At 62.8% G+C, this 25782-nt stretch carries 30 protein-coding genes and 1 pseudogene; 10 read left to right on the top strand and 21 right to left on the bottom strand.

All coding sequences use genetic code 11. The annotated features are described in order from the left end of the window. Together AC1DD3_RS12740 and AC1DD3_RS12745 are read left to right on the top strand one after the other, a co-directional pair. Positions 1-576, top strand: a 576-nt coding sequence (locus AC1DD3_RS12740) for a cbb3-type cytochrome c oxidase subunit I (RefSeq protein WP_476881835.1), incomplete at its 5' end; no start/stop codon positions are given. Then, positions 573-974 carry a cytochrome c oxidase subunit 4 gene (locus AC1DD3_RS12745; RefSeq protein ID WP_230119433.1) on the top strand — a complete coding sequence of 134 codons (402 nt, stop codon included), beginning with the start codon at positions 573-575 and terminating at the stop codon, positions 972-974. The genes AC1DD3_RS12740 and AC1DD3_RS12745, both read left to right, overlap by 4 nt. Positions 975-1062: 88 nt before the next feature. Here AC1DD3_RS12745 and AC1DD3_RS12750 read toward each other — a convergent pair whose 3' ends face one another. Further along, on the bottom strand, positions 1063-1365 hold the full coding sequence (locus AC1DD3_RS12750) for an HPr family phosphocarrier protein (RefSeq protein WP_230119432.1): 303 nt from the start codon (positions 1363-1365) through the stop codon (positions 1063-1065). 163 nt (positions 1366-1528) lie between these two features. On the opposite strand from AC1DD3_RS12750, the gene AC1DD3_RS12755 reads away from it, so the two are divergent. After that, entirely contained in the window at positions 1529-2320 is a 792-nt protein-coding gene (locus tag AC1DD3_RS12755; protein WP_230119431.1) for a GntR family transcriptional regulator, read from the top strand. 146 nt (positions 2321-2466) lie between these two features. On the opposite strand, the gene qcrB is transcribed toward AC1DD3_RS12755, so the two are convergent. The 4 genes from qcrB to ctaE form a co-directional block, all read right to left on the bottom strand. After that, on the bottom strand, positions 2467-4137 hold the full coding sequence (qcrB, locus tag AC1DD3_RS12760) for a cytochrome bc1 complex cytochrome b subunit (RefSeq protein ID WP_230119430.1): 1671 nt from the start codon (positions 4135-4137) through the stop codon (positions 2467-2469). Next, positions 4115-5185, bottom strand: a complete 1071-nt coding sequence (qcrA, locus tag AC1DD3_RS12765) for a cytochrome bc1 complex Rieske iron-sulfur subunit (RefSeq protein ID WP_476881836.1) — start codon at positions 5183-5185, stop codon at positions 4115-4117. Before qcrA ends, qcrB begins: the two co-directional genes overlap by 23 nt. Positions 5186-5286: 101 nt before the next feature. After that, positions 5287-6075: a cytochrome bc1 complex diheme cytochrome c subunit gene (gene qcrC, locus AC1DD3_RS12770; RefSeq protein WP_230119428.1), complete on the bottom strand. Its 789-nt coding sequence runs from the start codon at positions 6073-6075 to the stop codon at positions 5287-5289. An 87-nt stretch (positions 6076-6162) separates the two neighbouring features. Further along, complete coding sequence (gene ctaE / locus AC1DD3_RS12775) at positions 6163-6801, bottom strand: aa3-type cytochrome oxidase subunit III (protein ID WP_230119427.1); 639 nt, start codon at positions 6799-6801, stop codon at positions 6163-6165. 148 nt (positions 6802-6949) lie between these two features. Between ctaE and trpD the strand changes: the two genes are divergently transcribed. Then, positions 6950-8008 carry an anthranilate phosphoribosyltransferase gene (trpD, locus tag AC1DD3_RS12780; RefSeq protein ID WP_230119426.1) on the top strand — a complete coding sequence of 353 codons (1059 nt, stop codon included), beginning with the start codon at positions 6950-6952 and terminating at the stop codon, positions 8006-8008. Between the two features lie 80 nt (positions 8009-8088). On the opposite strand, the gene AC1DD3_RS12785 is transcribed toward trpD, so the two are convergent. Both AC1DD3_RS12785 and AC1DD3_RS12790 read right to left on the bottom strand, forming a co-directional pair. After that, positions 8089-8370, bottom strand: coding sequence for an Lrp/AsnC family transcriptional regulator (locus tag AC1DD3_RS12785; protein WP_230119425.1), 282 nt, complete (start codon positions 8368-8370; stop codon positions 8089-8091). A 71-nt stretch (positions 8371-8441) separates the two neighbouring features. Continuing rightward, a complete protein-coding gene (locus tag AC1DD3_RS12790; protein ID WP_230119424.1) occupies positions 8442-8858 on the bottom strand; it encodes a DUF3054 domain-containing protein in 417 nt (138 codons plus the stop codon). Positions 8859-8958: 100 nt separating this feature from the next. Between AC1DD3_RS12790 and AC1DD3_RS12795 the strand changes: the two genes are divergently transcribed. Continuing rightward, a complete protein-coding gene (locus AC1DD3_RS12795; RefSeq protein ID WP_230119423.1) occupies positions 8959-9357 on the top strand; it encodes a VOC family protein in 399 nt (132 codons plus the stop codon). A gap of 4 nt (positions 9358-9361) precedes the next feature. Here AC1DD3_RS12795 and AC1DD3_RS12800 read toward each other — a convergent pair whose 3' ends face one another. Next, positions 9362-10249 carry a universal stress protein gene (locus AC1DD3_RS12800; protein ID WP_230119422.1) on the bottom strand — a complete coding sequence of 296 codons (888 nt, stop codon included), beginning with the start codon at positions 10247-10249 and terminating at the stop codon, positions 9362-9364. Then, positions 10242-10751 (bottom strand): universal stress protein, encoded by a 510-nt coding sequence (locus tag AC1DD3_RS12805; protein WP_476881837.1) that lies wholly within the window; start codon positions 10749-10751, stop codon positions 10242-10244. Before AC1DD3_RS12805 ends, AC1DD3_RS12800 begins: the two co-directional genes overlap by 8 nt. Before the next feature lie 363 nt (positions 10752-11114). Here AC1DD3_RS12805 and AC1DD3_RS12810 point away from each other — a divergent pair, with 363 nt between their 5' ends. Beyond that, on the top strand, positions 11115-11669 hold the full coding sequence (locus tag AC1DD3_RS12810; protein WP_230119420.1) for an isochorismatase family protein: 555 nt from the start codon (positions 11115-11117) through the stop codon (positions 11667-11669). 27 nt (positions 11670-11696) lie between these two features. Here AC1DD3_RS12810 and AC1DD3_RS12815 read toward each other — a convergent pair whose 3' ends face one another. Further along, positions 11697-11906, bottom strand: coding sequence for a hypothetical protein (locus tag AC1DD3_RS12815; protein ID WP_230119419.1), 210 nt, complete (start codon positions 11904-11906; stop codon positions 11697-11699). A 636-nt stretch (positions 11907-12542) separates the two neighbouring features. Between AC1DD3_RS12815 and AC1DD3_RS12820 the strand changes: the two genes are divergently transcribed. Further along, on the top strand, positions 12543-13001 hold the full coding sequence (locus tag AC1DD3_RS12820) for a Clp protease N-terminal domain-containing protein (RefSeq protein ID WP_230119417.1): 459 nt from the start codon (positions 12543-12545) through the stop codon (positions 12999-13001). A gap of 106 nt (positions 13002-13107) precedes the next feature. On the opposite strand, the gene AC1DD3_RS12825 is transcribed toward AC1DD3_RS12820, so the two are convergent. Then, positions 13108-13248, bottom strand: coding sequence for an RNA polymerase sigma factor (locus tag AC1DD3_RS12825; RefSeq protein WP_230119416.1), 141 nt, complete (start codon positions 13246-13248; stop codon positions 13108-13110). Positions 13249-13609: 361 nt separating this feature from the next. On the opposite strand from AC1DD3_RS12825, the gene AC1DD3_RS12830 reads away from it, so the two are divergent. Next, positions 13610-13912, top strand: a complete 303-nt coding sequence (locus AC1DD3_RS12830; protein ID WP_230119415.1) for a DUF4193 domain-containing protein — start codon at positions 13610-13612, stop codon at positions 13910-13912. A gap of 377 nt (positions 13913-14289) precedes the next feature. On the opposite strand, the gene AC1DD3_RS12835 is transcribed toward AC1DD3_RS12830, so the two are convergent. Next, positions 14290-14505, bottom strand: a complete 216-nt coding sequence (locus AC1DD3_RS12835; protein WP_230119414.1) for a hypothetical protein — start codon at positions 14503-14505, stop codon at positions 14290-14292. 262 nt (positions 14506-14767) lie between these two features. Here AC1DD3_RS12835 and AC1DD3_RS12840 point away from each other — a divergent pair, with 262 nt between their 5' ends. Together AC1DD3_RS12840 and AC1DD3_RS12845 are read left to right on the top strand one after the other, a co-directional pair. After that, on the top strand, positions 14768-15382 hold the full coding sequence (locus AC1DD3_RS12840) for a dihydrofolate reductase family protein (protein WP_230119413.1): 615 nt from the start codon (positions 14768-14770) through the stop codon (positions 15380-15382). Positions 15383-15689: 307 nt separating this feature from the next. Continuing rightward, positions 15690-15821, top strand: a pseudogene (locus tag AC1DD3_RS12845) (histidine phosphatase family protein); the annotation flags it as partial. Between the two features lie 284 nt (positions 15822-16105). Here AC1DD3_RS12845 and AC1DD3_RS12850 read toward each other — a convergent pair. From AC1DD3_RS12850 to AC1DD3_RS12890, 9 genes are all read right to left on the bottom strand, one after another. Continuing rightward, positions 16106-17611 carry a glycoside hydrolase family 32 protein gene (locus AC1DD3_RS12850; protein ID WP_230119412.1) on the bottom strand — a complete coding sequence of 502 codons (1506 nt, stop codon included), beginning with the start codon at positions 17609-17611 and terminating at the stop codon, positions 16106-16108. Then, positions 17583-17948 (bottom strand): hypothetical protein, encoded by a 366-nt coding sequence (locus tag AC1DD3_RS12855; protein ID WP_476881838.1) that lies wholly within the window; start codon positions 17946-17948, stop codon positions 17583-17585. Before AC1DD3_RS12855 ends, AC1DD3_RS12850 begins: the two co-directional genes overlap by 29 nt. A gap of 98 nt (positions 17949-18046) precedes the next feature. Next, entirely contained in the window at positions 18047-18997 is a 951-nt protein-coding gene (locus AC1DD3_RS12860; RefSeq protein WP_230119411.1) for an ABC transporter ATP-binding protein, read from the bottom strand. Then, a complete protein-coding gene (locus tag AC1DD3_RS12865; protein ID WP_230119410.1) occupies positions 18994-20031 on the bottom strand; it encodes an ABC transporter ATP-binding protein in 1038 nt (345 codons plus the stop codon). The genes AC1DD3_RS12860 and AC1DD3_RS12865 overlap by 4 nt, the downstream gene beginning before the upstream one ends. Positions 20032-20034: 3 nt before the next feature. Further along, the gene (locus AC1DD3_RS12870; RefSeq protein WP_230119409.1) at positions 20035-20973 is read right to left on the bottom strand and encodes an ABC transporter permease; all 939 of its coding nucleotides are present in this window, start codon (positions 20971-20973) and stop codon (positions 20035-20037) included. Between the two features lie 13 nt (positions 20974-20986). Further along, positions 20987-21964, bottom strand: coding sequence for an ABC transporter permease (locus AC1DD3_RS12875; protein WP_230119408.1), 978 nt, complete (start codon positions 21962-21964; stop codon positions 20987-20989). A 137-nt stretch (positions 21965-22101) separates the two neighbouring features. Then, positions 22102-23778: an ABC transporter substrate-binding protein gene (locus AC1DD3_RS12880; protein ID WP_230119407.1), complete on the bottom strand. Its 1677-nt coding sequence runs from the start codon at positions 23776-23778 to the stop codon at positions 22102-22104. A 53-nt stretch (positions 23779-23831) separates the two neighbouring features. Continuing rightward, complete coding sequence (locus tag AC1DD3_RS12885) at positions 23832-24872, bottom strand: LacI family DNA-binding transcriptional regulator (protein ID WP_230119406.1); 1041 nt, start codon at positions 24870-24872, stop codon at positions 23832-23834. 382 nt (positions 24873-25254) lie between these two features. Beyond that, positions 25255-25704 (bottom strand): hypothetical protein, encoded by a 450-nt coding sequence (locus tag AC1DD3_RS12890; protein ID WP_230119405.1) that lies wholly within the window; start codon positions 25702-25704, stop codon positions 25255-25257. Positions 25705-25782: the final 78 nt, after the last annotated feature.

Below are 25782 nucleotides of genomic sequence, written 5' to 3' on the forward strand. Positions count from 1 at the left end.
TTCCACGTCTCGGACTCCTACTTTGTGGTGGCGCACTTCCACTACGTGGTGTTCGGCACCGTGGTGTTCGCGATGTTCGCCGGCTTCTACTTCTGGTGGCCGAAGTGGACAGGGAAGATGCTCAACGAACGGCTCGGCAAGATCCACTTCTGGATGCTGTTCCTCGGCTTCCACGGCACGTTCCTGATCCAGCACTGGCTCGGCGTCGAAGGCATGCCCCGGCGCTACGCGGACTACATGCCGCAGGACAACTTCACCTGGATGAACCAGTTCTCCACCATTTCCTCGTTCGTGCTCGGTGCGTCGCTGATCCCGTTCTTCTGGAACGTCTACATCACCGCCCGCAGCAACGAAAAAGTCATGGTCGATGACCCGTGGGGCTTCGGCGCATCACTGGAGTGGGCCACGTCCTGCCCGCCGCCGCGGCACAACTTCACGTCCCTGCCGCGCATCCGCTCGGAGCGTCCGGCACTGGACCTGCACCACCCTGAGCTCTCCCAGTCACACACCATTGAGTCACCGGCACCGGCAGCAGCTGTGCTCGGTAACGCCGACCAGAAGGACACCGCGCAGTGAAGATCGAATCTTGGATTTTTGGAGCCGGAGTCTTCTTCTTCGTACCGGTGTCCCTGATTTACGGTTTCCTCACCAACTGGTCTGAGTGGGTAGGCATCCTGGGCATTCTCCTTGTGGGTGGCCTTGCCGGCATGATCGGCGCCTACCTAGGATTCACGGGCAAGCGTGTTGGCATGCGCCCCGAGGACCGCAGCGATGCCGAGATCCACGAGGGCGCCGGCGAGCAGGGGCACTTCAGCCCCTGGAGCTGGTGGCCGCTCGTGCTCGGCCTGTCCTGTGCAACGGGCTTCCTGGGCCTGGCCGTAGGATTCTGGATGGTCTTCATCGCGGCCGGCATGGCCCTCGTGGCCCTTGTCGGCTGGGTCTACGAGTACAGCCGCGGCGACCACGCGCACTAGGTTCTGTAACGGGCTGTAAAGAAGCCCATTAACGACGGCGGGCCCCACCACTCGGTGGGGCCCGCCGTCGTTCGTTTTCATTTTGGCCCTACAAGAGCTCAGCGGCCTGCTGCGACTCAATCAGCCTGGCAAGTCCTGTGAGGGCGTCTTCGGCGTCGATGAGGCTGCGGCCTGCTGGCAGCGCGGATTCAGTCACTCCCAGTTCCACTTCGCAGCCACAGTCAAAGTCAGCTGTCATGACCTCCAGCAGCGAGCGGGCATCCACGGCGGCAATGCCGTCTTTCCGGATGGTCACCGGCAAACCGGTCTCCGTCACGGCCCGGACAAATACCGCGGCAGGGCGGGCATGCAGGCCAATGGCTGCTGAAACGATTGCCTTACGAACTGGCAACAGGACTCCTCTATTCGGACGGATGACGCCGTCGTCTTCTACGTTCGTCCTTAAGAATATCCGTACGGCAGGGCTCCGGGCAGCGCTGGTGGTGGCTGGTCTAGACCTGACGGCGGATGGGCTTAACCTTGAGATGTGAACATGCATCCTAGGAGCGGCGGTCATGGCCGCTAATGCCTCCGGCATCGCCGGTGAGATCGACAGAAAAAGCGGCGTCCCTATCTACGTCCAGCTGAGGGAGATCCTCAGGACGTACATTGCCACGTCCTGCCCGCCAGGCTCCGGCCTCCCGTCGGAGCGCGACCTGGCCGAACGTTTCGGGCTTGCCCGGATGACCGTCCGGCAGGCCATTGATGCGCTTGTGGGCGAGGAAGTCATTGAGCGCGTCGTGGGACTGGGTACCTTCGTGCGCAAACCTAAACTCGACCTCCAGGTCAAGCTCACCTCGTACAGCGAGGAAATGCAGCGCCGCGGCATGGTGCCGGCCGCCAAGGTGCTCAGCTTTGAGCAGATTGCCGCCAGTGCCTTCCTCGCGCGCGAACTCCAGCTGGAGGAAGGCACGCCCCTGGTGCGCTTCCGGCGGCTTCTGCTGGCCGATAACGAGCCGATGAGCGTGGACGAGAACTTCATCCCGGCCCACCGCGTGCCCGGTCTCCTGGACGGCGAACCACCCACCTCGCTGTACAACGTTCTGAGCGAACAGTTCGGGCTGGTAATGGAGTGGGGCGAGGACATGATCGAGGCCACCGCCGCCTCGCCGTCCACCGCACGGCTGCTGAACGTCGAAATCGGGTCACCGCTGCTGAAAATCCAGCGGCACGCGTTCGTTGCCCGTGCCATGGTGGACTATTCCGTGTCCTTTTACCGCGCCGACAGATACAAGCTCTGGGTGCCGCTGCAGCGTCCCGGAGTAAGGCCCACGCGCAACTACGCGTCTGGGTACCGCCAGCAATAGTCACGCCGCCCTTGCAGGGCCGCCCGGCAAGGCCCGCCGGAAGGGGACGGACGCAGCACCGCCAACCCTGCCGCCGACCGCACCAGATGCAGAAAGGCCCGGTCCCAAGGGACCGGGCCTTTCACTGCCAACCGCAGGGATTGCTCCTAGTGGCTGAGTGTCTTCTGGCTCTCGCCTGCTTCGACGGCCTCGTGGTGGCCATGGCCGGCTTCCAGCTCAGCCGGTGTGGCCGGGACAACCCGGTCCTCGAAGAACCACTGCGAAAGCTTCGCGCGGCGCTTTTCCTTGCGGTCAACGACGCCGTGCTCGTTAGGCTGCGCGGGGAGCGGTGCCAGAGACTCGAAGCCGACCAGCTTGAACCGCTTGTACTCGTCGAGAGGAGCGTGGACTTCGATGAACTCACCGTGCGGCAGGCGCACAATACGTCCGGTTTCACGCCCGTGCAGGGCGATTTCCCGGTCCTTGCGCTGCAGCGCCAAGGCGACACGCTTCGTCACTGCGAATGCGATGAACGGGCCGACGAAGAACAGCGCCCGCAGCCAGTACGTGACGTCGTTCAGCGCGACGTGGAAGTGCGTGGCGATGAGGTCCGATCCGGCGGCAGCCCACATGACGCAGTACCAGGTGAAGCCCGCTACACCGATCGCGGTGCGCGTGGGAGCGTTCCGGGGACGGTCCAGCACGTGGTGCTCCCGGTTGTCCTTGGTGATCCAGCGCTCGATCCACGGGTAGGTGAACAGCACGGTGAAGATGATGCCTGCCGGAACAAGCGCAGGCAACAGGACGTTCAAGGTCAGCACGTGGCCGAAGATGATGTACTCGAAATGGAAGTTTCCGATGACACCAGGCATGAGACGCAGGGCACCGTCAACGAAGCCGATGTACCAGTCAGGCTGGGTGCCTGCGGACACGGGTGAGGGATCGTAGGGTCCGTAGTTCCAGATCGGGTTGATGGTGAAGAACCCGGCCATGAGCGCAATCACACCGAAGACGATGAAGAAGAAACCGCCGGCCTTCGCCGCGTAAACCGGGCCGAGGGGGTAGCCGACAACGTTGTGGTCGTTGCGTCCCGGGCCGGGGTACTGGGTGTGCTTGTGCACAACCACCATGAACAGGTGGAGGACGATCATCAAGAGGATGAGCGCAGGCACCAGCAGGATGTGGAGCGTGTACAGGCGGCTGATGATGGCAGTTCCGGGGAACTCGCCGCCGAAAAGGAAGAAGGAGGTGTACGTGCCGATAACCGGGATGGACTTGATGACGCCGTCGATGATCCGCAGGCCGTTACCGGACAGCAGGTCATCGGGAAGCGAGTAACCGGTGAAGCCTGCAGCCATGGCCAGGATCAGCAGGACGCCGCCCACCACCCAGTTCATTTCACGGGGCTTGCGGAAGGCACCCGTGAAAAACACGCGGAGCATGTGCACGGCCACGGAGGCCACGAACAGCAGCGCCGCCCAGTGGTGGACCTGGCGCATGAAGAGGCCGCCGCGGACGTCGAACGAGATATCCAGCGACGAACTGTAGGCGACAGACATTTCGACGTTCTTCAGCGGAGTGTAAGAACCGGCGTAATGGGTCTCCGCCATGGAGGGGTCAAAGAAGAATGTCAGGAACGTTCCGGACAAGAGCAGGATGACGAAGGAGTACAGCGCCACTTCGCCGAACATGAACGACCAGTGGTCCGGGAAGACCTTGCGGCCAAACTCACGGAGAATCCCCGAGCCGCCGACGCGTTCGTCGACAAAATCAGTAAACCGCCCGGTCTTGGTGGTGGCTACGTAGGCGGGGGCTTCAGCTCTTGATGCTGCGCTCATGCTCATCACGCTCCCAGTAACTTGGTCCTACAGGTTCGTTGAAGTCGCTCGTAGCGACCAGGTAGCCCTCGTCATCAACCGCGATGGGCAGCTGGGGGAGAGGACGGCTGGCCGGGCCAAAGATAACCTTGCATTCCTGGGTCAGGTCGAAGGTTGACTGGTGGCACGGGCACAGCAGGTGGTGCGTCTGCTGCTCATAGAGGGCAACGGGGCAACCAACGTGGGTGCAGATCTTTGAGTAGGCGACGATGCCGTTGTAGCCCCAGTTCTCGCGGCCCGCAGAAGGGTTGAGGGCCGCGGGATCGAGACGCATGAGCAGGACGACGGCCTTGGCCTTCTCGTTCAGCTTGCCCTCGTGGAGCTCATTCAGGCCTTCCGGGATGACGTGGAAGGCGGATCCGATGGTGACGTCCGACGCCTTGATGGGCGTGCCGTCGGGGTCGCGGGTGAGGCGCTTGAGCTTGCCTTCCTGCGGGGCCCACATCGTGTGCGACAGCTTGTCATCGGGCCGCGGGCCAAGATCACCGAACACGGCAAGCGCAGGCAGCGGTGCGAGAGCAACGGCGCCGAGCAGGGTGTTCCGGATCAGGGGACGGCGCTTGATGCCCGTCTCCTCCACGATGTCGTCAACAATGCGCACCGCGGCCTGGCGGTCGTCTTCGGTGCGGATCGCATGACGTTCCTCGGAGACTTCGTGGTCCGGCATGAGGGCCTTGGCCCAGTGGACAATGCCGGTGCCGATGCCGAGCATGGCAAAGGCTGTACCTACGCCGAGCAGTGCATTCTGCAGCCTGATGGTAGCAATCGAGGAGTCATCGCCCAGATCGATAGCGAAGTACGCCACCAGGAAGATCACGGTGCCTACGACCGATGCGCCGAAGAGAACGGCAACCTGCCGTTCTGCTCGCTTTGCGGCCTTCGGGTCCGTGTCAGCCAGGCGCAAACGGTGCGGGGGAATTCCAGGATCCTGGAATTTCTCCACCTCATTCTGACCAGCCGTAGCTAAGGTGCCCGAGTGGTTCGGACTGCCGTCACTATGGTTGCCCATGATTCGCCTCATCCTTCTCTCGTCTCGGCAATGCCGAGTTAATGTTCAATTTCAAACCTGCTGAACGGTCAGCAGGACATTCTTGTTGTGATCTGCGCGTGCTAGGACGAGCGGGACGTCAGCCAGATGGTGAAGGCGATGATGACGCCGAGGCCGGCGATCCAGACGAACAGGCCTTCCGATACAGGACCGAGGGCACCAAGGTCGGCGCCGCCGGGCGAGCCGTTGGCCTCGATCTGCTTGAGGAACGTAATGACGTCCCGCTTGCCCTCCGGGGAGATGTTCGCGTCATTGAAGACCGGCATGTTCTGCGGTCCGGTGACCATTGCTTCGTAGATGTGCTTGCCCGAAACATCGGCGAGGGCCGGAGCGAACTTGCCGCGGGTCAGGGCGCCGCCTGCTGCAGCAGCGTTGTGGCACATCGCACAGTTCGTGCGGAACAGCTCGCCGCCCTTGGCGGCGTCACCCTTCTCGTCGAGGACGCCGGCTTCGGGGATGGAGGGGCCGGGGCCCAGTGAGGCGACGTATGCCGCGAGCTGGTGGGTCTGCTGTTCGTTGAACTGGCCGGGCTTCTTGTAGGCCTGGGGACCATTCATCTGCATGGGCATGCGGCCGGTGCCTACCTGGAAGTCAACGGCAGCAGCGCCGACGCCTACCAGGGACGGGCCGGCCTGCGATCCGCTGGCACCCATGCCATGGCAGGTGGCGCAGTTGGCGGCGAAGAGCTTTCCGCCTTGCTCCGCATCACTGGCGCTGAACTCGGCGGTGCTGGCTTTTGCCTGGTTGACGGTGGTGGCAACGGCGTACAGCCCACCAGTGAGGAGGAGCCCCATCAACAACAGCGCAATGGCTGCCAGTGGGTGACGTCGCTTCTGCGAGAGTGCCTTCACGTGGTGGTTCCTTTATTCGATCGTGCGTCGGCTCCAGGAGCCGCTTCTTGAAATTCTGTCTCTTGTGGAAGAAGAGCCATGTCCTGGCTACTTGAGGACATAGATGACCAGGAAGAGGCCAATCCAGACGACGTCCACAAAGTGCCAGTAGTACGAGGTGACAATCGCCGACGTCGCCTCAAAGTGACCAAACTTCTTCGCGGCGAAGGATCGGCCAATGATGAGGAGGAAGGCGATCAGGCCGCCGATGACGTGCATGCCGTGGAAGCCGGTGGTCATGTAGAAGGCCGAACCGTAAGCGTTGGTCGAAAGGGTCACGTGCTCCGAAACGAGCATCGCGTATTCCGTCGACTGGCCGGCCACGAAGAACGAGCCCATGAGGAACGTCAGGGTGAACCACTCGTTCATGCCCCAGTGGGTGAACTGCAGCGGACCGCCGCTGCGTCGCGGCTGGAGCCGTTCTGCGGCGAAGACGCCCATCTGGCAGGTAAAGGAACTTGCCACGAGGACGATCGTGTTAACAAGCGCAAAGGGGAAGTTGAGCTTGGCCGTCTCTTCAGCCCACATCTGTCCGGAAGTTGACCGGAGTGTGAAGTACATGGCGAAGAGACCGGCGAAGAACATCAACTCGCTGGACAGCCAAACTACGGTTCCGACAGAAACCATATTGGGGCGGTTCAGCGTGGGGTGCGCCGGGGTACTGGGGGCATGGGTCGCAGATGTCACATAGACATTATGTCTGTAAAACTCCGTCCTGCCCAACGCAAACCGCCTTTTCGGGGGACTTTTTCTACAAAGACGCGAAATCGCGCGGAAAAGTTCCCGGAGGGGTTCACATTGGTTTTTGGAACCTGCACCTCGATAGCATCAGGAGGTGACTTCACAGGTATCGGCACAGGCGGCAGGTAACACCTGGCCGCGGCTCATTTCCGCACTGATGGACGGCAACGACCTGACTGCGGACAACACGGCCTGGGCCATGGACACCATCATGTCGGGTGAGGCGACGCCTGCACAGATCGCCGGATTCCTGGTGGCACTGCGTGCCAAAGGGGAGACGGTAGATGAGATTGCCGGCCTGGTGGAGGCCATGGTCGCCCATGCGAACCCCATTGCCATCTCGGGCGAGAAGCTCGACATCGTAGGCACGGGCGGCGACCAGCTGAACACTGTGAACATCTCCACCATGGCTGCGCTTGTCTGCGCCGGAGCCGGGGCGAAAGTGGTCAAGCACGGCAACCGCGCGGCATCGTCGTCGTCGGGTTCGGCTGATGTGCTGGAAGCCCTTGGTGTCCGGCTGGACCTGCCCATCGCGGATGTGGCACGCAACGCTGAAGAGGCTGGAATCACTTTCTGCTTTGCCCAAGTTTTCCATCCGTCGTTCCGCCACACCGCCGTTCCGCGCCGGGAACTTGCCATCCCGACGGCGTTCAACTTCCTCGGACCGCTGACGAACCCGGCGCGGGTGCAGGCCTCTGCCGTTGGAGTTGCCAACGCGCGGATGGCGCCGCTGGTGGCCGGGGTACTGGCCAAGCGCGGCAGCCGGGGGCTCGTCTTCCGGGGAAGCGACGGCCTGGACGAGCTGACCACAACCGGTCCGTCAACTGTCTGGGAAATCCGCGGCGGCGAGGTCACCGAGCAGCTTTTTTCGCCGGCGGAGCTCGGCATCCGTCAGGCGACTGTTGAGGAACTGCGCGGCGGAGACGCCCAGGCAAATGCCGCCGTCGTCCGCCAGGTGCTGGCCGGTGCAGCCGGTCCCGCGCGCGACGCCGTACTGCTCAATGCCGCCGCCGGCCTGGTGGCCTATGACCTGGAAGCCGAGGGGACTTTGACCGAGCGCATGCGCCGGGCCCTGCACCGCGCCGCCGAGTCCATCGATTCAGGATCCGCCGCAGCAGTCCTCGACAAATGGGTCAGCCTGACGCAGGCGTAGGAAATAGAAGCAAAGAAGTGGCCGGCACCGTTGTGCCGGCCACTGCTTCTTAATCACGTAGGTCCTGGCGGGGTGAGCGGCTACTCCTCGAAGCCCAGCGCAAAGGCGGCGTCGAGGTCGTGCTGGGAATACGCCCGGAAGGCAATATGGGTGGTGGTGTGCACCACGGCCGGCACCTTGGACAGCTTGTCCGCAATGACGTCCGCAAGCTCATCGTGCTGTGATACGCGGGCAACGGCGATGAGATCCCACTCTCCAGTGACGGAGTAGACCTCGCTGATGCCCGGGATGGCAGAAATCTCCTCGGCCGTTTCGGGTATTCGCGAGGCGTCTGTCTTGATCAGGACGAAGGCGGTGATCACTGGTAGCCCTTCCGGATTGTTGTGCCGTGGCGGTGCCCGGCGGGTGCGTGCTGTGCTGCCAGCCTAGTACATCAGCCTTGCCTCCGTGATCTCTGCCACCGCAGAAATCCGGCGACGAGCAGGCGGTAGCCAAGGAGGAGAACTGCGAGGCTGATAAGCGCCACGATGACGAACGGCAGCACCACTGTCTGCCCGGTGAGGGCCCGCAATGCCATGCCGACGCCCACCGTTCCGAGCCAGACGGCAACGCCGGCCGGCCACAGTGCCAGCGGGCCGTGCCAGAGCCGCAGGAGGAGCCAGGCGAGTGCCGCGCCGGCGAGGAACGGCCATGCTGTAAGCAAAGCGCCTGCTAGCACGTCACCCCGTGCGTGTGCGTCGCGGCCGATTGCGGCGAAGGTGATGATCAGCAGCGCGTCCGCGGTTGCCGCGAATGCGATGACGGCGGGGGCGGAGTGCCCGGTCTTGGTCAGGTCTTCTTTGGAACGCATGCCTTTGAGCCTAGCCGTTCCGCGGAAACGTGTTGCCCCGGCCGGTTCGATCGGTGACGATTGCGGACAGGAACGCGTAACACCTACATATGGAGGATCAATGAGGCTCATCCAGGTCGCGCAGCGCGCCGAGGACCTTGACCGGGCGGCTGCGTTCTACTCGGTGTTGCTCGGCACCGCGCCGCAGGCGGTCTTTGATCCGCCGGGCCTGCTCTTCTTCGACCTCGGTGGCGTCCGGCTTCTGCTCGAGAGGGGCGCGCCGCCGTCGTTGATCTATCTGGAGGTCCCCGATATCAGGGCACTCATGCCCGAACTGGAGGCCAGGGGAGTGGAAGTGGTTGCTGCTCCGCAGGTGATCTTCAGCCACGGGGACTCAAGGCTTGGCCCGGCGGGAACCGACGAATGGATGGCCTTCATCAGGGACAGCGAAGGCAACACATTGGGACTTGTCAGCCAGTTGCCAGGCAGCGGGGCGGCCGGCAAGGGAGAAGCCCGGTAGGGGTCTACGGCGGCGGCGCAGGCCCCTCCTTTGGCTCTTCAGCGGCGTGCCGCGAAACAAACACCGGACACCTGGCGTGGTGGAGAACGGCGTGCGCTGTGGATCCGATGGTTCCTCTGATGAGACCGTGGCCCTTGCTTCCCACCACCAGAACGCTCGCATCCGTGGCCGTTTTGAGCAGACCGCGCGGAACGGACGAGTCCTGTACGAGTTCGTCACTGACGTCCAAGCCGGGAGCTAGGGCCTGCGCCGTCTGAATAGCTGAATCGAGCAACGCCCTGGATGTACTCAGGCTTTCACCTGCGGCGCCACCTGGCTTCCCGACGCTGAAGTGGATTCTGCGCACATGAACCAGCACCAGCCCAACGCCGGCGGCGGAAGCCAGAGCGCAGGCATCCGCCAGGGCCCCCGTGTTGCCGGGATGCTCCACCCCGACGACCACAGGACCCCCGGGGTTGTCCTCAGGCCGGATTACCGCGACCGGGCAGTTTGAAGTGGCAGCCAGTTCCAGGCTGACGGAGCCCACGAGAAGTCCCATGAACCCGCCGATGCCCCGGCTACCGATCACCAGCATTGTGGCCCCCGCCGCCGCCCTTCGCAGGTGCTCCGCGGGCCAGCCGTAGAGCAGGCTGGTACGGATCTTCACCTGCGGGGCGGCAGATGTTGCATGATCGAGGCCCTCAGCAAGGACAGCCTCCGAATAGTGCTGCAGCCCGCTGTCTGGGATGCCTTCGACCGGACCAAGGTCATGCGTCAGGAGTGGCCACAGGGAACAATGCACGAGATGAAGCTCACAGTGGCGCAGGTCAGCCTGGTGTGCAGCCCAGCGCACGGCCCGGCCTGCTTCAACGGATCCGTCGTAGCCGACCACGATGCTCTGAGTGCTAGGCATCGTCTTGCCCTGGAGGGATGGGGCCGGACGCCGGAGCCGGCTGAGCCAACAATCCCGGCGGCAGTTCCGTGCCATGCGCAATCAGCACCGAGCACTTTGCGTGTTCGGCCACCGTGGCGCTGACGGCGCCGAGCAGGAGGCCTTCAAATCCGCCGTGGCCGCGGCTGCCCAGGATGAGCAGTTGCGCACGACTGCTTTCCTCCACGAGCACCTTGGCGGCGGGTCCCTGCCTGATCACCACTTCAACATCGACGGCGGCCTTTGAGCCCAGCGCCTCGGTAACAGTCTGCGCACAGACCTTCCGCGCTTCCTCATCCGGCTCCCAGACAATCGGCTCAAAGGTTCCGAAGGCAATGTGGAACTGCCAGGCGGCCACGGCGACGATCCTGGCCGAGAGCAAGGGTGCGAGAGCGGATGCCCAGCGCAAAGCCAGGATGGATGAAGGACTCCCGTCGACCCCGACGACAATTGCGGCTTTAGGCTGGCCCTCCGGCGGGTTCATAATGCCGAGGCTACACACCTTCGCGGCGTGGGCACAGACCGGCAGAAAAAAACATCAGGTCGCTTCGATCACTTCTATCAGCTTCTGGAGCTGGGCAACCTCAGACTCGAGCGAGGAGGGAGTAGACCTCATGTGCGGGTCGGTTGATGGTGATCTCGTTCTCGGCGTGAGTCATCCTGTTCCTCTCGGCTGAGTGTTCGTTTGTGTAACGCTCGCCACAGGCGGCGCTGTAATTCATGACCTTACGGGACAGCTGGTTCCGATGTGTTGGCCGCGCATGAAACGGGGGAGCAGTAGCGATCCGCGGCGGACCGGCCTAGCATAATTCGCGTGGCAGGAGCCGCCCGACTACAGGAGATCGCCATGACAACGCTGTCAGATCGCCCAAACACCGCGCTGATGGTCCTCGACGTCCAGGTGGGCGTTGTGGCCGAGGCCCACCAGCGCGACGCGGTAGTCGCCAACATCGGCACGCTCATAGACAAGGCCCGCCAGGAGGGCGTCACGATCGTGTGGCTCCAGCATTCGGACCAGCACCTGGCGAAGGGGAGTGATGCCTGGGAGTGCGTTCCTGAACTGGTTCGCCGGGATTCGGAACCGTTGGTGCACAAGACGTTCAGCGACTCCTTCGAGGACACCGACCTGGAGGAAGTGTTGTCCAAGGCTGGGGTCGGCCGCCTGGTCGTGGCCGGTGCGCAGACGGATGAATGCATCCGGTCCACGATCCACGGCGCCCTCGTGCGTGGCTATGACGTGACGCTGGTCGGTGACGCGCACACTACGGAGGACCAGAGCGCCTGGGGCGCTCCGCCGCCGGACCAGGTCATCGCACACACGAATCTTTACTGGAAGTATCAGACGGCGCCCGGCCGCACCGCCGGCGTCACTGAGACGCAGGATGTGACGTTCAGCCCTTGAACCGACTTCGCAGCCGTGGACCCGAGACTATACGCTGTCGGCGATGGCATCCGCGGCGGCGACAACGGCGGTGTTCAGCTGGCCTGAGTAGGAAAGCACGCTGATTCCCAGAGGGATGTTGCCCCGCACCACACCGATCTGGAACAGCTCGCGCAGCTGGCCGCCCGGCGAAGTAAACAGGCGCCGGTGAGCCCGGCAGGTGCTCAGCAGAAGATTCACCAGCCGCTGGTGAAACATCGAACGGACCATCCATCGCTGCAGAAGGCGGCCGCCCGGTTGGTAGGGCGAATGCGGGCGCTGGGAGTTGGCGAAGTCAGATGACATGGGGCCGGGAGCCGGTGGGTCCTTCAGATCTGTGGCGATGATGCAGACCGTGAAGGTCCCGAGCGATGGACTGGCCCCACTCCTCCATGCTTGGCCAGTCCCGGTAGTCGCCGAAAAGGCCCCCGGCTGCCCGGAACCAGAATTGACCCCACCGGGGAAGCAGGTCAGGGCTGCCCACTCCTGAGAAAACGCGGTGACCACGTGGCATGAGAATGCCTGCGCTTGGAAGGAACCGGCACGAGTCTCGGCGAGCCGACCATCGGCTGCGGTTAGGAAGATCGGCGAGCGCTTGTCAGTCTGAGTTGACAACTGACGCTTGTCAATTCAGACTGACAGCATGAATGCTGATCAACTGTCCGCTCATATTCATTCAGTGGACCCGGTCGTCGGACTACGCGCCGTCGGCGCCCTTCGTCGCTTGGCAGAACAGGTCGAAGCCGTTCAGGTAAGAGTTGCCCGACAACAGGGGTGGACCTGGGAGCAAATCGGTGACGCCTTGGGCGTCTCGCGGCAGTCAGTACACGCCAAATACCGAGAGTGAGATGAACCATGTTTGAACGGTTTGCCGACGAAGCCCGCCAGATCGTTGGCTTTGCAATGGAGGAAGCCCGTTCCAGCGGCGACAAGCGACTGGGCACGGAACACCTGGTGCTGGGAGCGCTTCAGTTCTCCGGCCCGGCCGGCATTCTTGGGGTTACTCTCGATGACGCAAGGGCCGCGGCTTTAAAGCTTGACCAAGCAGCACTCGCGTCAATCGGAATAGACGCCCGGGGCTTTGAGCGGGCAATTACGCCTGGCCGAGGAAAGAAGCCACCTTTCAGCTCGGGTGCGCGGTCGGTTATGGAGGGCATGCTTCGGTACGCCATCGAGCAGAAGTCACGACAGATCACCACTGCGAATCTTCTGCTGGCACTTCTGGACCGCGAAGAACATGATCCTGCGGCCGCGCTCCTTAGCGAGTTGGGCGTCGACAAGGCCGAGGTCCGGCGCAGGGTCCTTTCCTCCTGATCCCGAGCTGGTTTCCGTGCCGTCGATCATTGTAGGCAAGCACGCCGAAGGCGACTGGCCACACATGGCACGGGGAGAGGCCTCCGTGTCCTATTCTGCAATCGAATCAAGGCGGGCCTCGGTGGAGCATCACGGCCAGCAGCCCGGCCACTTCGCCGTCCTCCGGCATGAGGGCGCGGATCAGGCGGGTGAGCCGGATCGCCTCGGCGGATCCTGGCCTTCGCGCGGGTGATCCGCTGCCCCCCATGGTGCTCTCCTGCGCGAGGAAGGCCCGCGCGATCTCGGGCGTGGTCGCGGTGGGCCTGGGTGATCGCCTCCCTGACGTCGACCACGCTCACAGGAACGACCGCACCTCGACCCTACGGTTGCAGGCGTTCGACCCCTCGGCGGCGATCTCGAGCGCCACGTCGAGATCGGGCGCCGTCGAACTTACTACTGGCGACGCGGCATATTCTTTGTCGAATCAATCGGTGCACTAAGTGCCGGCCTGCCTCGTCCGTTTCCATCCATCCGGGCCTCCGGATACGGGAACAATGGCGCAGTGGTATACGTTGCAGTCTCGTCAGACAAGTACGTCATAGAAAACGTCAGAAATGAGAATCACTTAAGTGGCAACCGATTACGACGAAGTCCGTTCCGACGTCAAGGAATCTCAGGACCGTTCTCTGGAGGCATTGCAGTCCGCGAATGCCCCGGATGCCCGCAGCGTCGTCAGCGAACTGGATGAAGCCGATGCACTGGACGAGGGCCTGACCCCGGGCGGAGAGATTGTCGCCGAGGAGCTCATCGTTCAGGTCATTCCTCAGGCCGCGGACGAGTTCACCTGCTATTCCTGTTTCCTGGTCCGGCACCGGTCCCAACTCGCGCGCGAGAGCAACGGCCACTCATACTGCATCGAGTGCGAAGGGTAAAGGCGGTCGTTTGCGCGACCTTAGCTCTCGGTGCGGTAAATGTGATATCCCAACCGCCGGCCGTAGAGCTCTTTGCTCCTGTGCAAAAAAGTCGCTAAAGAGTCGAGTTCCTGGCTGAACGACTCCATTTTCGGGCTGGGCTTCGTCTCAGACTCTTCCTGGCAGGCAGATGGTGAGACCATGCGCAGGTCCGGAGTTCTTCCAGCGTGACGGGCCCGATCCGGGCCTGGGTCATATCGAGGTCCGAGGTCATACAGCCATGAGCAAGTTGGCGCGCTTCGTCACGTCATACAGGCTCTGGACGCTTTTGGAAGTCACATGGCCCCGGCGGCAACCTGGGCTTTTGCGCAGTCGAGGTCCACCGGGAGCCGGTGCCGTCAGCGCTTGTCGCGGTCGTTGAATTCTTCGTCCAGTTCGTAGTGGCGGAATTCCGTTTCAGGGTCTGGTTCGCCGTCAACCACGACTTCGTGGTCGAGCTGGCGTTGGACCTGACTGTCCAGGACCTGTAGTTCGTGGTCCAGGACCTTGCCCAGATCCTCCGGGAACTCGTCTTCCGGAGTGAGGTGCAGCTTTTCGATCATTGAGTCCGCCATGCTTTCATACTGTGCCTTGTTTTGTTCAGTGTAGCTGTGATGAACAGAAGGCGTGTCCGCCCCTTCTGTTGGCATAGCTACGCACGGTTCGGATTCCGTGCCCCCGCGCTTTCGACTGCTCAGCGTCTCCGCCCGCGTCCATCTCTCGACCTGCCGTCCGCTCGTCGCTAATGTGGCACGCAGTGATATCGATTCCGGGCTATCCCGATCGACGCACAGGCAGAGGCGGCATCTGGTCGCCGTTCACGCGAAGGAGCGCACCATGGGAATCCTCTCAGTCGATCTGTTCATCACCCTCGACGGCGTGTACCAGGCGCCGGGCGGCCCCGACGAGGACCGCGAGGGCGGCTTCGAGTTCGGTGGCTGGCAGGCAGCGTATTCCGACGACGAGACCGGCGAGGCGATCGTCGCCGGCATCAACCGCATGGACGCACTGTTGCTCGGACGCAAAACCTACGACATCTTCGCGGCGTTCTGGCCCACCCGGGGCAACGACGACCCGATCGCGGTGACGTTCAACGCCTTGCCAAAGTTCGTCGTGTCGCGCTCCCTGACCGACCCGGCATGGGACGGAACCACAGCGCTGTCGGATGTCGCGGAGGTGGCCGCGCTGAAAGACCGGTTCGACGACATCCACGTCATCGGCAGCGGAGGCCTCGCAGGGTCGCTGCTCGAGGCCGACCTCGTCGACCGGCTGAACCTCTTCCTCTACCCCCTCACTTTCGGATCGGGTAAGCGGCTGTTCGCCGACGGCACCGGCGTGCCGGCGGCATTCCGCGTCGCGCAGCCGCCGCGGGCGTTCCCCAAAGGCGCGATCTCGCTCGCATACGAGCGCGCGGGCGCGCCGATCACGGGCATCGACATCAGCCAAGGGTAGCGGCGCCCAGCCCTCGGGCAGGTGTCGCGCCCTCGGCATCCGCTAAGCCATGGCCTGTTGCATGCTTATGCGCATAGCAAAGGCGTCTACCGCCCGTCCTCGAACCGGTGAGACGGGCAGCATGCAGTTGGCAGAACGAGCAGACCATAATCTGCGGGCAAGCCAAGCCGCAGGTCTCCTGATCGGGCGTTACCATTCAGCGGACTGGCTCTGGGGAACGGTCGTTCATGCGAGAACGCCGTGTTTGATGCGAATCGGCCCTTTCGCGTAACAGCAGTTTCCGGAGCCTGCCGGCTGTTAGGCGAGAATGAACCGCATGACCCTTACGACGTTCGCCCTCATCCGCCATGGCCAGACTGACAGGAATGCGCAGCGCCGGCTGCAGGGATCCAGCGATATTCCGCTCAACGGCATCGGCCGCGGCCAGGCGTCCAACGCGGCAAAGTAGAAATCAGACCCTACTCTGAGCAGCTTTGGTTGGCCGACCTGGCGTCCGGTTGAGGTGCGCCGTAACTGGAACGCAATACCGGGACTGGACTCGTTCAGGTCAGGGGCGACTGGTGGCGGTGCGCGTGAGTGTTGTTCTCGATGTGGCAGGAAACGTATGCCGGTGGCGCGACCTGTACAGCTACTCCGGCACCCGCGGCATCGCCGTGATCTTCTCCAATCCTGGGCACCGTGAATTCTCGGGCCGGCTAGTCATCCATCTGCGGCAGGCCGGGTCTATATCAAGGGCGTGATCGTCAGGCTCTCGAGTGTTGCCGAGCCGCCGTGGGCGTAGATGGAGACTCCGGTGCTTGTTTTGTCCGGGAAGATCAGGTCGGTGAGCACCAGCTCGCCGTGTTGGGCGAAGACCTCAACAGAGCAGTGGTCGACGTAGATCTTCAGCCTGTATCGGCCGTCCAAGGCGTTGATGGGCGCGGTGTCGACGGAAGGGAATCCATCATGGAAGCCCGTGTCACCCGAGGCGGTCCGGTCAAGGATGAGGCGGCCCTGGGCGGGGTTGATGCCGATTCGGGTTCCTTCCGTGCCGCTCCCACGAACGATGAGGCCGAATTCCTCGGCCGTCCCGGTCGTAAAGTCGGCTTCGATGAGCTGAACCGTGCCCGTGGCGGCGGGGATCGGGCGTGTTTCCCCGGCCAAATGGATGGGGCCGGACTGAACTGCCGGCACCTCACCGCGGCAGACGGCTTCCTCGACGACATTCTGGACTAATCTGGTGCGGCCGCCAACGGTGGCCAGGGAGAGTTCCCGGGGCAGAGACATGGGACTGCGCCAGGGTGACGTCGGGATCTGATTGGCATAGTCCCAGTTGTTCATCCAGCCGATCATGATACGCCTGCCGTCGGGGGCGTCGCTGAAGGAGACGGCGGCGTAATAGTCCCGTCCCCAGTCCAGCCAGTGGTACTCCTGAAGGCGGTCGGGGTCTTGCGCCCCGCTGGTGATGGTGGAGTCGGAGGTGAATGTGACGCCGTCGAAGTCTCCTGTGAAGTACTGCCCGGCTGAACCGCCGTTCGGGCCACCGGGGTTCAGATTCACCGTCAGAACCCATTTCAGCTCCTGTGGATTGCCGTCGACCGGCAGGGCAAAGAGGTCCGGACATTCCCAGATGCCGCCGGTGGCGTTGGCGGGGCCGAAATCGCTGAGGTGTTCCCAGGTTTTCAGGTCCTCGGACTTGTAGAGGACTACTTTGTAGTCTTCGGCTTCGACGGCCGCCATCACCCAGTAGGAGACGGCCCCGCCGTCGTAGCGGAAAACTTTTGGGTCACGGAAGTTGGCCGAGTTACGGGTGAGCACGGGATTGCCCGCGTATTTTTCCCACGTGAAGCCGCCGTCCAAACTGTAGGCCAGTGACTGCGCCTGGACGCCGTGCAACGGCGAGGCATTCTTGTAGGCGCTGGTGTAGACGGCTACCAGCGGGGGCGCCGTTGCGGTGCCGAACCCGCTGCTGTTTTGGCTGTCGAATACTATGCTGCCGGAGAAGATGTCCTCCTGCTCGTCGCAGGCAATCGCGACAGGCTGTTCGGTCCAGGCGGAGAGGTTTTCCGAGGTCGCGTGGCCCCAGGACATGTTTCCCCAGGTGTTTCCGAAGGGATTGTTTTGATAGTAGAGGTGGTACACGCCTTGATGGTGGATCAGCCCGTTGGGATCATTGAGCCAGGTGTTTCGGGCCGTGTAATGCAGGGCGGGCCGGAAGGTTTCAGGGTGTGTGGTGGTCACGGCCGTCATGGGAGGTGTCTCGTTTCAGGTTCGGGATGAGGCAAGGAAAGGGCCTGGATCGTGCGGTGATCGGCAGGTTTGCGGCGGTGCTGGGGCCCGAGTCGTGGTTAGTGGTCAGCTGACCAGGCTTGCCCGCACTTCGGACGCGGAGGGGACGCTGATTTCCGTGTCGCGTTGAGGTCAGGAACCCGCTCGAAACATCCAGACGGGCGGGTCCGTAGGCCACATTGGCCGGTGAGCCCCCGGGGTGTTCGGTAACGCCTTCCCCTGTGTGGACCGCGTCGATGAGTGCTTCACCGACAACGATCACCTCGGGTGCGCCGGAGAGTGCGGCAGCGGGTTTCATCATGGGATTCTTTCCTGGGTTTCGGGCAGCCTGCAGCGAAGCTGTTTGGGTCTTGGTTGCGCGGAGAAAGCGGCCGGTCGGTGGCGGGCTGGGGGCGGTCAGGCGGCAGATTCTGGCACTTTGAGCGCCCAATGGGATTCGCTGAGGGTGACACGTTCGCCGCTTCCCCGGTTGGCGTTCCGTTCCGTGGCATCCCTCTTCGGCGGGCGGACGGTCTGGGTCCTGCGGGCGTCGGGGACGGCGGAGAGCAGCAACTGTGTGTACGGGTGATGGGGGGCGGCCATCAGCTCGATGCTCTCACCGCCCTCGACCAGATCCCCGGCGCACATCACCAGGGTTGTGTCCGCGATGTAGCGTGCGGATGCGAGGTCGTGGGTGATGTAGAGCATGGACACGCCCCGTTCATCGCGGAGTTTGCGCATCAGATTGAGAATTCCGATGCGGACCGAGACGTCGAGCATTGAGGTGGGTTCGTCGGCCAGTATGATTTCCGGTTCCACGGCCAGGGCTCTGGCGATGGCGACACGCTGCCGTTGTCCGCCGGACAGCTGGTGGGGGTAGCGGTCCAGCATCTGCTCGCCCAGGCCGACCGTTGCCATGAGTTCACGCAATTTGAGTTTGAGGGCCTTCGGGCTGTCGTTTTCTCCGTGAAGCTGTAGCGGACGTGTCAGGAAGTGCTCGATGCGGTGTGCCGGGTTGAGGGATCCGAAGGGGTCCTGGAAGACCATCTGGACCTTGCTCCGGTATTTCATTGATGCCTTGCGCCGTTCGGTGGCAAAGATGTCTTGTCCGTCGATGATGAGTTGGCCGCCGGTGGGCTGCTCAAGGCGGGCGAGAATGCGGGCGATGGTGCTTTTTCCGCTGCCGGATTCCCCGACAAGTGCCACAATCTCGCCGTGGTTGATGTCAAAGGAGACGTCGTTTACCGCGCGTACGGTCGAACGGAAGGGAAAGCTTCCCAGATGATAGTCCTTGCTCAGGTTGCGTACCTGGACCAAGGGCTCGGTCGCCCTTTCGGGGCGGGATGAGGTGCTGTGTGCGGGGCTCATCGGCGTGACCTTTCGCGGGGGACGACGTATTCGGGTAGGAGTAGGCACGCTGCGTCGTGGTTTTCGGCTTTTGGAAGGAGCGGTGGCGCGACGGTGCGGCACGCGTCGACAGCGAGCGGGCACCGGGGGTGGAAGCGGCAGCCGGTGGGAGGGTGGGCCATGTTCGGCGGGGCGTCCGGGATGCCTGTCAACTCAACTCTCGGGCCGGTCAGCGGCGGAAACGCTCCCATGAGGGCGTTGGTGTAGGGGTGAAGCGGGTTCTCCAGCATGTCCTTGGAGGGAGCGACCTCGACCAGCTTTCCCGCATACATCACGGCCATGCGGTGGGAGAGCTCGACCATGAGTGAGATGTCGTGGGTGATGAACAGAATGGAAAACCCCAGCCGCTGCTGAAGTTCTTTGATCTGGTGCATGATGTCCTGCTGAACCACCACGTCCAGGGCCGTGGTGGGTTCGTCCATGATGAGAAGGGAGGGTTTGAGCGCCAGCGCGATCGCGATCACTGCCCGCTGGCGCATTCCGCCGGAGAGCTGGTGCGGGTAGGACTTGAGGCGGTCGGGGCTGATGTCGACAAGTTTCAGCAGCTCCGCGGCACGTTCGCGGGCGGCTTTCTTGGGCATCCTTTCATGCGTGGTGAAGACGTCGACGATCTGATCTCCGATGGTCATGACGGGGTTCAGGGAGTTCATCGCGCTTTGGAAGACCATCGCCACGTCGCGCCAGCGGGTGCGTCGCAGTTCTTCTTCGCCCAGGTCCAGGAGATTCTTTCCGTTGAGCTCGATGGAGCCGCCTGTGATTTTTGCCGGGGTCTGCAGGAGCCGCATGACCGCGTTTGCGATGGTGGACTTGCCGCAGCCTGATTCACCGGCGAGGCCGAACACTTCTCCTGCGCCGATGTCGAAGCTGACACCATCGACGGCGGTAACGTTTCCGATTTCTGCCGTGTATTGGACCTGCAGGTTTTTCACGCTCAGCACGGGAGCGGCGGCGGTCCGGCCGATGTTTCCCCGGTCCTGTTCAGTTAGGGTTTCCATCTGTCAGCCTTTCTTTTCCACGCGCAGGCGGGGGTTGGTGATTTCATCAACGGCGTAGTTGATCAGGGCCAGGGCAAATGCGACGACGGCGATGGCTACGCCCGAGGGCAGGAGCACCCACCAGTCGCCGGTCATCAGGGCGCCGTCGTTGTTTGCCCAATAGAGGTTGGTTCCCCAGCTGACCGAGCCGGTATCGCCGAGCCCCAGGAACTCCAGGCCTGCCTGGGCGCCGATGCCGTAAATGACGCAGCCGAGCAGGGTGCTCATGACGATGGAGGCCATGTTGGGCAGGATTTCCCGGAACATGATGCGCCAGGCTTTCTCACCGGTCACCACGGCCGCGGCGACGAAGTCCTTGCTGCGCAGAGACAGTGCCTGGGAGCGGAGCACACGAGCGCTGCCGGCCCAGCCGGTGATGACCAGGACGATGACGACAGTGGCGGGGCCCGGCGGCAGGAAGGCGGCGAGGACCACCAGGAGTGGAAGTCCGGGGATGAGCAGGAAAATGTTGGTCAGCAGCGAGAGTAGTTCGTCGATGGCCTTGCCGAAGTACGCGGAGGCGATGCCGACGAGGCAGCCGATGAAGGTCGCCGCTATGCCCACGATGAATCCGACCGTCAGTGAGCTTCGCGATCCCCACAGGGTCAAAGCGAGCACGTCCTGGCCTTTGGAGGTGGTTCCGAGCAGGTGGGCCGCGGATGGCGCCAGGGATGCTTCGGGGCCGAAGTCGGAGGGGTTTCCCGGGGCCAGGAGGGGTGCCAGCAGTGCCAGGAGGGCAAATACGACCAGGACGGCCAGCCCGAAGAGGGCCTTCTTGTTCGTGAGGATGCCGTGGACGAACCCTCCGTGGGCAAGTCGTCCGGGGACCGGAGGTTCCGGTACTTGAACGGTGGGGTTGCCGGCCGTGGTGGTCGCGGTAGGTGTTGAGTTTGTAAGTGACATGGGGGACCTGTTTCTAGCTGACCCGGACCCGGGGGTCCAGCCGTACGTAAATGATGTCGACCAGGAAGTTAGCTGCCAGCACGGCGGCGGTGATGGTCAGGAAGATGCCTTGGGTCAGCGGGTAGTCCAGCGCCTGGACGGAGGTCAGGAGCTGGTAGCCGATGCCCGGGTACGCGAACACGGTTTCGGTGAGGAGAGCGCCGCCGACGACGAAGCCAAGGGACATGCCGAACGACGTCACTGAGGGCAGCATGGCGTTGCGCGCCGCGTACTGGAACATGATCCGTGCCGGACGGAGTCCCTTGGCCCGAGCCATCGTGATGTAGTCCTCAGCGGTGGTGGCGATCATCGTGTTGCGCATCCCCAGCATCCAGCCGCCGATGGAGACCAGGACAATGGTCAGGGCCGGGAGGATGAGGTGAGCGGCTACGTCGCCGATGTATTCGAAGGAGAACGAGGCGCTGAGCCCCGTGGAGAAGGCATGGCTCAGAGGCAGCCAGCCCAGGGTTATCCCAAACAGATATAGAGCGGCCATGGCCAGCCAAAAGTAGGGAAATGATCCGACGAAAATCAGCAGCGGAGGAAAGACGGAATCCAGGAACTTTCCGCGCCGCCATGCTGCCAGGACGCCGAGGAAATTGCCCAGAATGACGGCAATAACCAGGGAGGTGCCGCCGAGCAGGAGGGTCCATCCGATCTGTGAGCCGATCACCTCCGAAACGGGGGAGGGGAACCGGGACAGCGAGATGCCCATGTCCCCACGGAAGATGTTGCCGATGTAGGCGAGGTACTGTTCCCAGAGGGGCCGGTCGTCCAGACCGAAGAGCCGGCGGAGCGCATCCACCTGGTCCGGGCGCATCTGAGACTGGACTTGGGAGAACATTCTGCTGACGGGGTCCCCGGGCATCAGCCGCGGGAGGAAGAAATTAAGGGTGATGCAGGCCCAGAAGGCGATTACGTAGAACCCCAGGCGGCGGAGGAGGAATACCATGATTCCGCTTCTTTCTTGATGATTGTTGCGCCGCCCGGGGATCGGTCCGGGTCCGGCAGGTGGTAACGGTGCGGTGCGTGTGTGCAGCGGCTTTGGTGGCTGTTCGGAGCCGGTGGCCCCGAACAGCCACGTGATGCCTACTGGGCCGGCTTGAGTGAGGTCAGAACCAGCACTGTGGTGGCCGAGCGGGCCGAAAGAGTTGCATACGGGTTATCGTTGCTGGGCCAGCCCGTGAATCGCTGGTCGGTGTAGGCGCCCCACGCCGGACCGGAAAACAGCGGGATCACCGGGGCCACGTCATTGAAGCGTGCCTCCAGGGAGTCAATGAGGGTCTTCTGCGCTGCCGGGTCTGCCGTTGCCGCCAGCTTGTCGAGCGTTGCGGTCGCTTCCGCGTCGCCGAACCGGTGGTAGTTTTCGTTGGCTTTTTTGCCGACCGGCACAACAACCTTCTGTGACATTACGCCGCGGTAGAACTCGAAGGGCGTCGCGGCGGAGTTGCTCCAGACGATGCCGCTGTCGAAGGATCCGTCAGTGTACCCGGAGACGACCTGGGACCAGTCAGGGGAGTTGACCTCGACCTTCACACCGAGTTTTTCCATGTTCTTGGAGATGATCTGACCGACGGAGAGCCAGTCCGAAGATGCCGAGCCGACAGAGAACTTGAACTGGAACGGCTTGCCGTCCTTGAGGGTGCGGATACCGTCGGTTCCCTTTTTGTAGCCGGCGGCATCGAGCATCTGGTTGGCTTTGTCCGCGTTCAGCTTCGTCCAGTCGCACTTCTCGACGATGCTCTGGTCGCGCCAGCTGTTGTAGGCGTCGCTGAGGCCGGTGCAGTCGGCCGGGTGGGTGTAGCCTGACATGCCCAGGCTGGCGACCTGATCGCGGTCCACGGCCATGCTGAGTGCTTTGCGTACGACTGGATCGTTAAAGGGAGCCTTGGTGGTGTTCAGCTGCCAGTTGATCGTGCCCCCGGTGGTGGGGTACCAGAAGTGGCGGTGCGCCTGGTCCTTGTCGATGAAGGTTTTCTGCACGTTGGGGATGAACTGGTCGCTCCAGTCCACGTCGCCGTTCTGCAGGGCGAGGTTGGCCCCGGAGTTGCCGGCGAATGCCAGCATCCTGATCCCGGTAAGCTGCTGCTTTTCCGGCTGCCAGTAATTGGGGTTCTTATCAAGTTCGAATGACTGTGTCTGGAAATGGGAGACCTGTGTGTAGGGGCCGGTGCCCACCGGGTTGTCGTTGGTGGCCTTTGCCGGGTCCGCGATCTTGGACCAGACATGCTTCGGGGCGATGACCTGCTGGCCGACTTCGTAAAGTCCGGGTGCGTAGGGCTTATTGAAATCGAAGCGGACGGTGTGTGCGTCGACGGCGGAGACCTTGGCCAGGTAGTCGAATCCGCCTTGGATCTTTTTCTGGAGTTCAAAGGTGTACACAACGTCGTCGGCGGTCAGAGGCTGTCCGTCTGACCACTTAACCCCGTCGCGGAGGGTGAATGTCACTCCCTTGCCGTCTTTGTCTGCTTTCCACGATGCCCCGAGCCAGGGTACGGGTTCGCCCTTGACAGGGTTGACGATCAGCAGGGGCTCAAAGACCGACTGCTGCGTCATCGGAAGCGCGTTCGGGGAGAACGGGTTGAAGTTGCTGGTGAACGTTGCGGTGTCCTCCCGGGGGATTGTCAGGAGCCCGTTGGAGGAGCCTCCACCTTTTGCTGCGCCTCCAGATGTGTTTCCGGCGCTGCAGCCGGTCAGAGCCAGCGCGCCGATCGCCAGTGTGGCTGCAACAACCGACAGCGACCTTTTGGGATGGATTTTGGGCATGAGGGAACTCGATTCGTCAGTGAAATGGAGATGGGGTTAGCGGATGGTGGACGTCAGGACGCCGGGACCGGCAGGCGCGCGGATGTACGCTCCACCAGAGGGCATTCGATAACGTGTTGGAGCGGGGCCAGATCGCGGTTCGCTGCCAGTTTTGCCAGCAGCGCGACGCCGGTTGCGCCCATTTGCCGGAACGGCAGTGCGACGGTCGTCAGGCTCGGTCGCAGGTAGTTGGCGATAATTTCCTGGTTGTCGAAGCCAACCACGGAGATATCGTCCCCGATACGAAGCCCTCGTTCTTTGATGGCGTCGTAAGCGCCCATGGCCATACGGTCAGTGGCGCAGAAGATCGCGGTAGGCGGCAAAGCGCTGTCAAGGAGGGAGGACGCCGCGCGGTAGCCCTGATCTGCCTCGCCGTCCTCGTTAATGATCAACTTCTCATCCAGACCTATACCTGCCTGTTCAAGGGCGCGGATGTAACCGGACCGGCGGCCGATGGCTGCTGGAATGACCGGATCAAGGTTGATGAGCCCGATCCGGTCGTGTCCGGCCCCGATGAGCCTCATCGTGGCGGCGTAGCCACCCTGAGCCTCGTCAGGAATGACGGAATGGAGTTTGGCCGCCTCGTCAAAACAGTGAACCAGGACCGTCGGCACCTCGTCCGCAACAGCAGGCAACCGCACACCCCTATGCCAGCTTGTTGCATAGATCAGACCCTCGACACGGTGCTCGAGCATCGTCTCGATGGCCTGCCGGTCGGCGTCAATGCTGCAGTCAGTACTGGCGATGAGAAGGGTCTTACCCTCCCGCGCGGCCTGTTCCTGGGCGCCCCGGACGATGTTGGCGGCAAAAGGCGCGGTCACGATTTCCGTAATAAGCCCGTACAGCCTGGTCTGCTTGGACGCCAACGCTCGTGCTCCCGCGTTCGGGCGGTAGCCCAGTTCGGTCACGGCCCGGTGGACGCGGTCACGGGTTTCTTGTGGAATCCCGTTTCCCGTTCCACCATTCAGGACAAAGGAAACAGTCGTCCGGGAGACCCCGACATGGTCCGCGACATCCTGCATCGTCACTTTGGCCTGCCGTGAGTTCGTCTTCATTGACCGTCCGATGTCTAGTAACTAGGGCTGAACTTTGGATGAGAGTCTAGCTGGATCCACTGATGCGCGTTACTAACGCGCGTTAGTGGGTGTGAGATAGAACATATCCCGCGTTGGGTTGGGGTGTCAAGGAGCATGTGAGGGACCACTGTAATAAGCAGCCGCCTGAGTGCATGGCAGATCACAGCGCAGGAAGGGGACATACCGGCCCTGGGGCGCATGAAGTGGTCGCCATGGTCCAGCTACCGTACTTGTTCATGCGGCGCCGCCGAGGGCAGCAGGTCATGTCTTGCAGATTCTGCAATCGGAGCACTTCAGGTTGGCGTAATCTTCGCTATCGGTACTCACTGTGAGGGCGGCGGGTAGCGCGGCCTGACTCAGGTCAGGCGGCGGGGACCATCCAGAAACCGGCGACAGCAGCGCTGCCCGGTTCAGTGGTCATGCGAAAGGCATGTGCCGATACCGGCCCTACGTCAAGCTCCAGATTCACGCTATTTGCCTTTCCGCAATCGAGGGCCAGCTCGTGCCCCGTTCCTCCTCGGCGATCGGGCTGCGAGATGGTGAGGGATGCCTTGAGTACGCCGAGGCATGCAGCGGTTACCTTGTAGCTTCCCTTGGGTATGCCAATGACCGAGGCGCGGTACCCGTCGCCGCCCAGTCCGCCTGAGCCGCCCAAAACGACACCATCAGGTCTAGGGCCCAGGCGGATTTCCAGTTGCGCCTGGTTTCTTGCCCGGACGGCGGCGAGGTCGGGGTCGGCCTTTGGCAGGGGAGGGGGTGCTGGCCGGGAGGTGCCGGGGTGTGCGGTAGCCGGAGCCGCCTCCTCGTTCATGTATTCACAGGAACATAAAGCCACTCCAGAACTGGCTAAAACCAGTAACATCGCGATACCGCGGATCCAACATTTACC

It is taken from the genome of Arthrobacter sp. 05T444 (assembly GCF_056395905.1).

What these genes read in the sequence shown, in the direction of transcription:
- AC1DD3_RS12890 (WP_230119405.1), bottom strand. Translation starts at nt 25,704, where the DNA reads ATGAACGAGGAGGCGGCTCCGGCTACCGCACACCCCGGCACCTCCCGG.
- AC1DD3_RS12870 (WP_230119409.1), bottom strand. Translation starts at nt 20,973, where the DNA reads ATGTCACTTACAAACTCAACACCTACCGCGACCACCACGGCCGGCAAC.
- AC1DD3_RS12850 (WP_230119412.1), bottom strand. Translation starts at nt 17,611, where the DNA reads ATGACGGCCGTGACCACCACACACCCTGAAACCTTCCGGCCCGCCCTG.
- AC1DD3_RS12815 (WP_230119419.1), bottom strand. Translation starts at nt 11,906, where the DNA reads ATGTTTCACCAGCGGCTGGTGAATCTTCTGCTGAGCACCTGCCGGGCT.
- AC1DD3_RS12820 (WP_230119417.1), top strand. Translation starts at nt 12,543, where the DNA reads ATGTTTGAACGGTTTGCCGACGAAGCCCGCCAGATCGTTGGCTTTGCA.
- qcrB (WP_230119430.1), bottom strand. Translation starts at nt 4,137, where the DNA reads ATGAGCGCAGCATCAAGAGCTGAAGCCCCCGCCTACGTAGCCACCACC.
- AC1DD3_RS12885 (WP_230119406.1), bottom strand. Translation starts at nt 24,872, where the DNA reads ATGAAGACGAACTCACGGCAGGCCAAAGTGACGATGCAGGATGTCGCG.
- qcrA (WP_476881836.1), bottom strand. Translation starts at nt 5,185, where the DNA reads ATGGGCAACCATAGTGACGGCAGTCCGAACCACTCGGGCACCTTAGCT.
- AC1DD3_RS12810 (WP_230119420.1), top strand. Translation starts at nt 11,115, where the DNA reads ATGACAACGCTGTCAGATCGCCCAAACACCGCGCTGATGGTCCTCGAC.
- AC1DD3_RS12860 (WP_230119411.1), bottom strand. Translation starts at nt 18,997, where the DNA reads ATGAGCCCCGCACACAGCACCTCATCCCGCCCCGAAAGGGCGACCGAG.
- AC1DD3_RS12865 (WP_230119410.1), bottom strand. Translation starts at nt 20,031, where the DNA reads ATGGAAACCCTAACTGAACAGGACCGGGGAAACATCGGCCGGACCGCC.
- AC1DD3_RS12855 (WP_476881838.1), bottom strand. Translation starts at nt 17,948, where the DNA reads ATGAAACCCGCTGCCGCACTCTCCGGCGCACCCGAGGTGATCGTTGTC.
- AC1DD3_RS12840 (WP_230119413.1), top strand. Translation starts at nt 14,768, where the DNA reads ATGGGAATCCTCTCAGTCGATCTGTTCATCACCCTCGACGGCGTGTAC.
- AC1DD3_RS12795 (WP_230119423.1), top strand. Translation starts at nt 8,959, where the DNA reads ATGAGGCTCATCCAGGTCGCGCAGCGCGCCGAGGACCTTGACCGGGCG.
- AC1DD3_RS12835 (WP_230119414.1), bottom strand. Translation starts at nt 14,505, where the DNA reads ATGGCGGACTCAATGATCGAAAAGCTGCACCTCACTCCGGAAGACGAG.
- AC1DD3_RS12805 (WP_476881837.1), bottom strand. Translation starts at nt 10,751, where the DNA reads ATGAACCCGCCGGAGGGCCAGCCTAAAGCCGCAATTGTCGTCGGGGTC.
- AC1DD3_RS12755 (WP_230119431.1), top strand. Translation starts at nt 1,529, where the DNA reads ATGGCCGCTAATGCCTCCGGCATCGCCGGTGAGATCGACAGAAAAAGC.
- AC1DD3_RS12800 (WP_230119422.1), bottom strand. Translation starts at nt 10,249, where the DNA reads ATGCCTAGCACTCAGAGCATCGTGGTCGGCTACGACGGATCCGTTGAA.
- AC1DD3_RS12875 (WP_230119408.1), bottom strand. Translation starts at nt 21,964, where the DNA reads ATGGTATTCCTCCTCCGCCGCCTGGGGTTCTACGTAATCGCCTTCTGG.
- AC1DD3_RS12790 (WP_230119424.1), bottom strand. Translation starts at nt 8,858, where the DNA reads ATGCGTTCCAAAGAAGACCTGACCAAGACCGGGCACTCCGCCCCCGCC.
- AC1DD3_RS12880 (WP_230119407.1), bottom strand. Translation starts at nt 23,778, where the DNA reads ATGCCCAAAATCCATCCCAAAAGGTCGCTGTCGGTTGTTGCAGCCACA.
- AC1DD3_RS12825 (WP_230119416.1), bottom strand. Translation starts at nt 13,248, where the DNA reads ATGGGGGGCAGCGGATCACCCGCGCGAAGGCCAGGATCCGCCGAGGCG.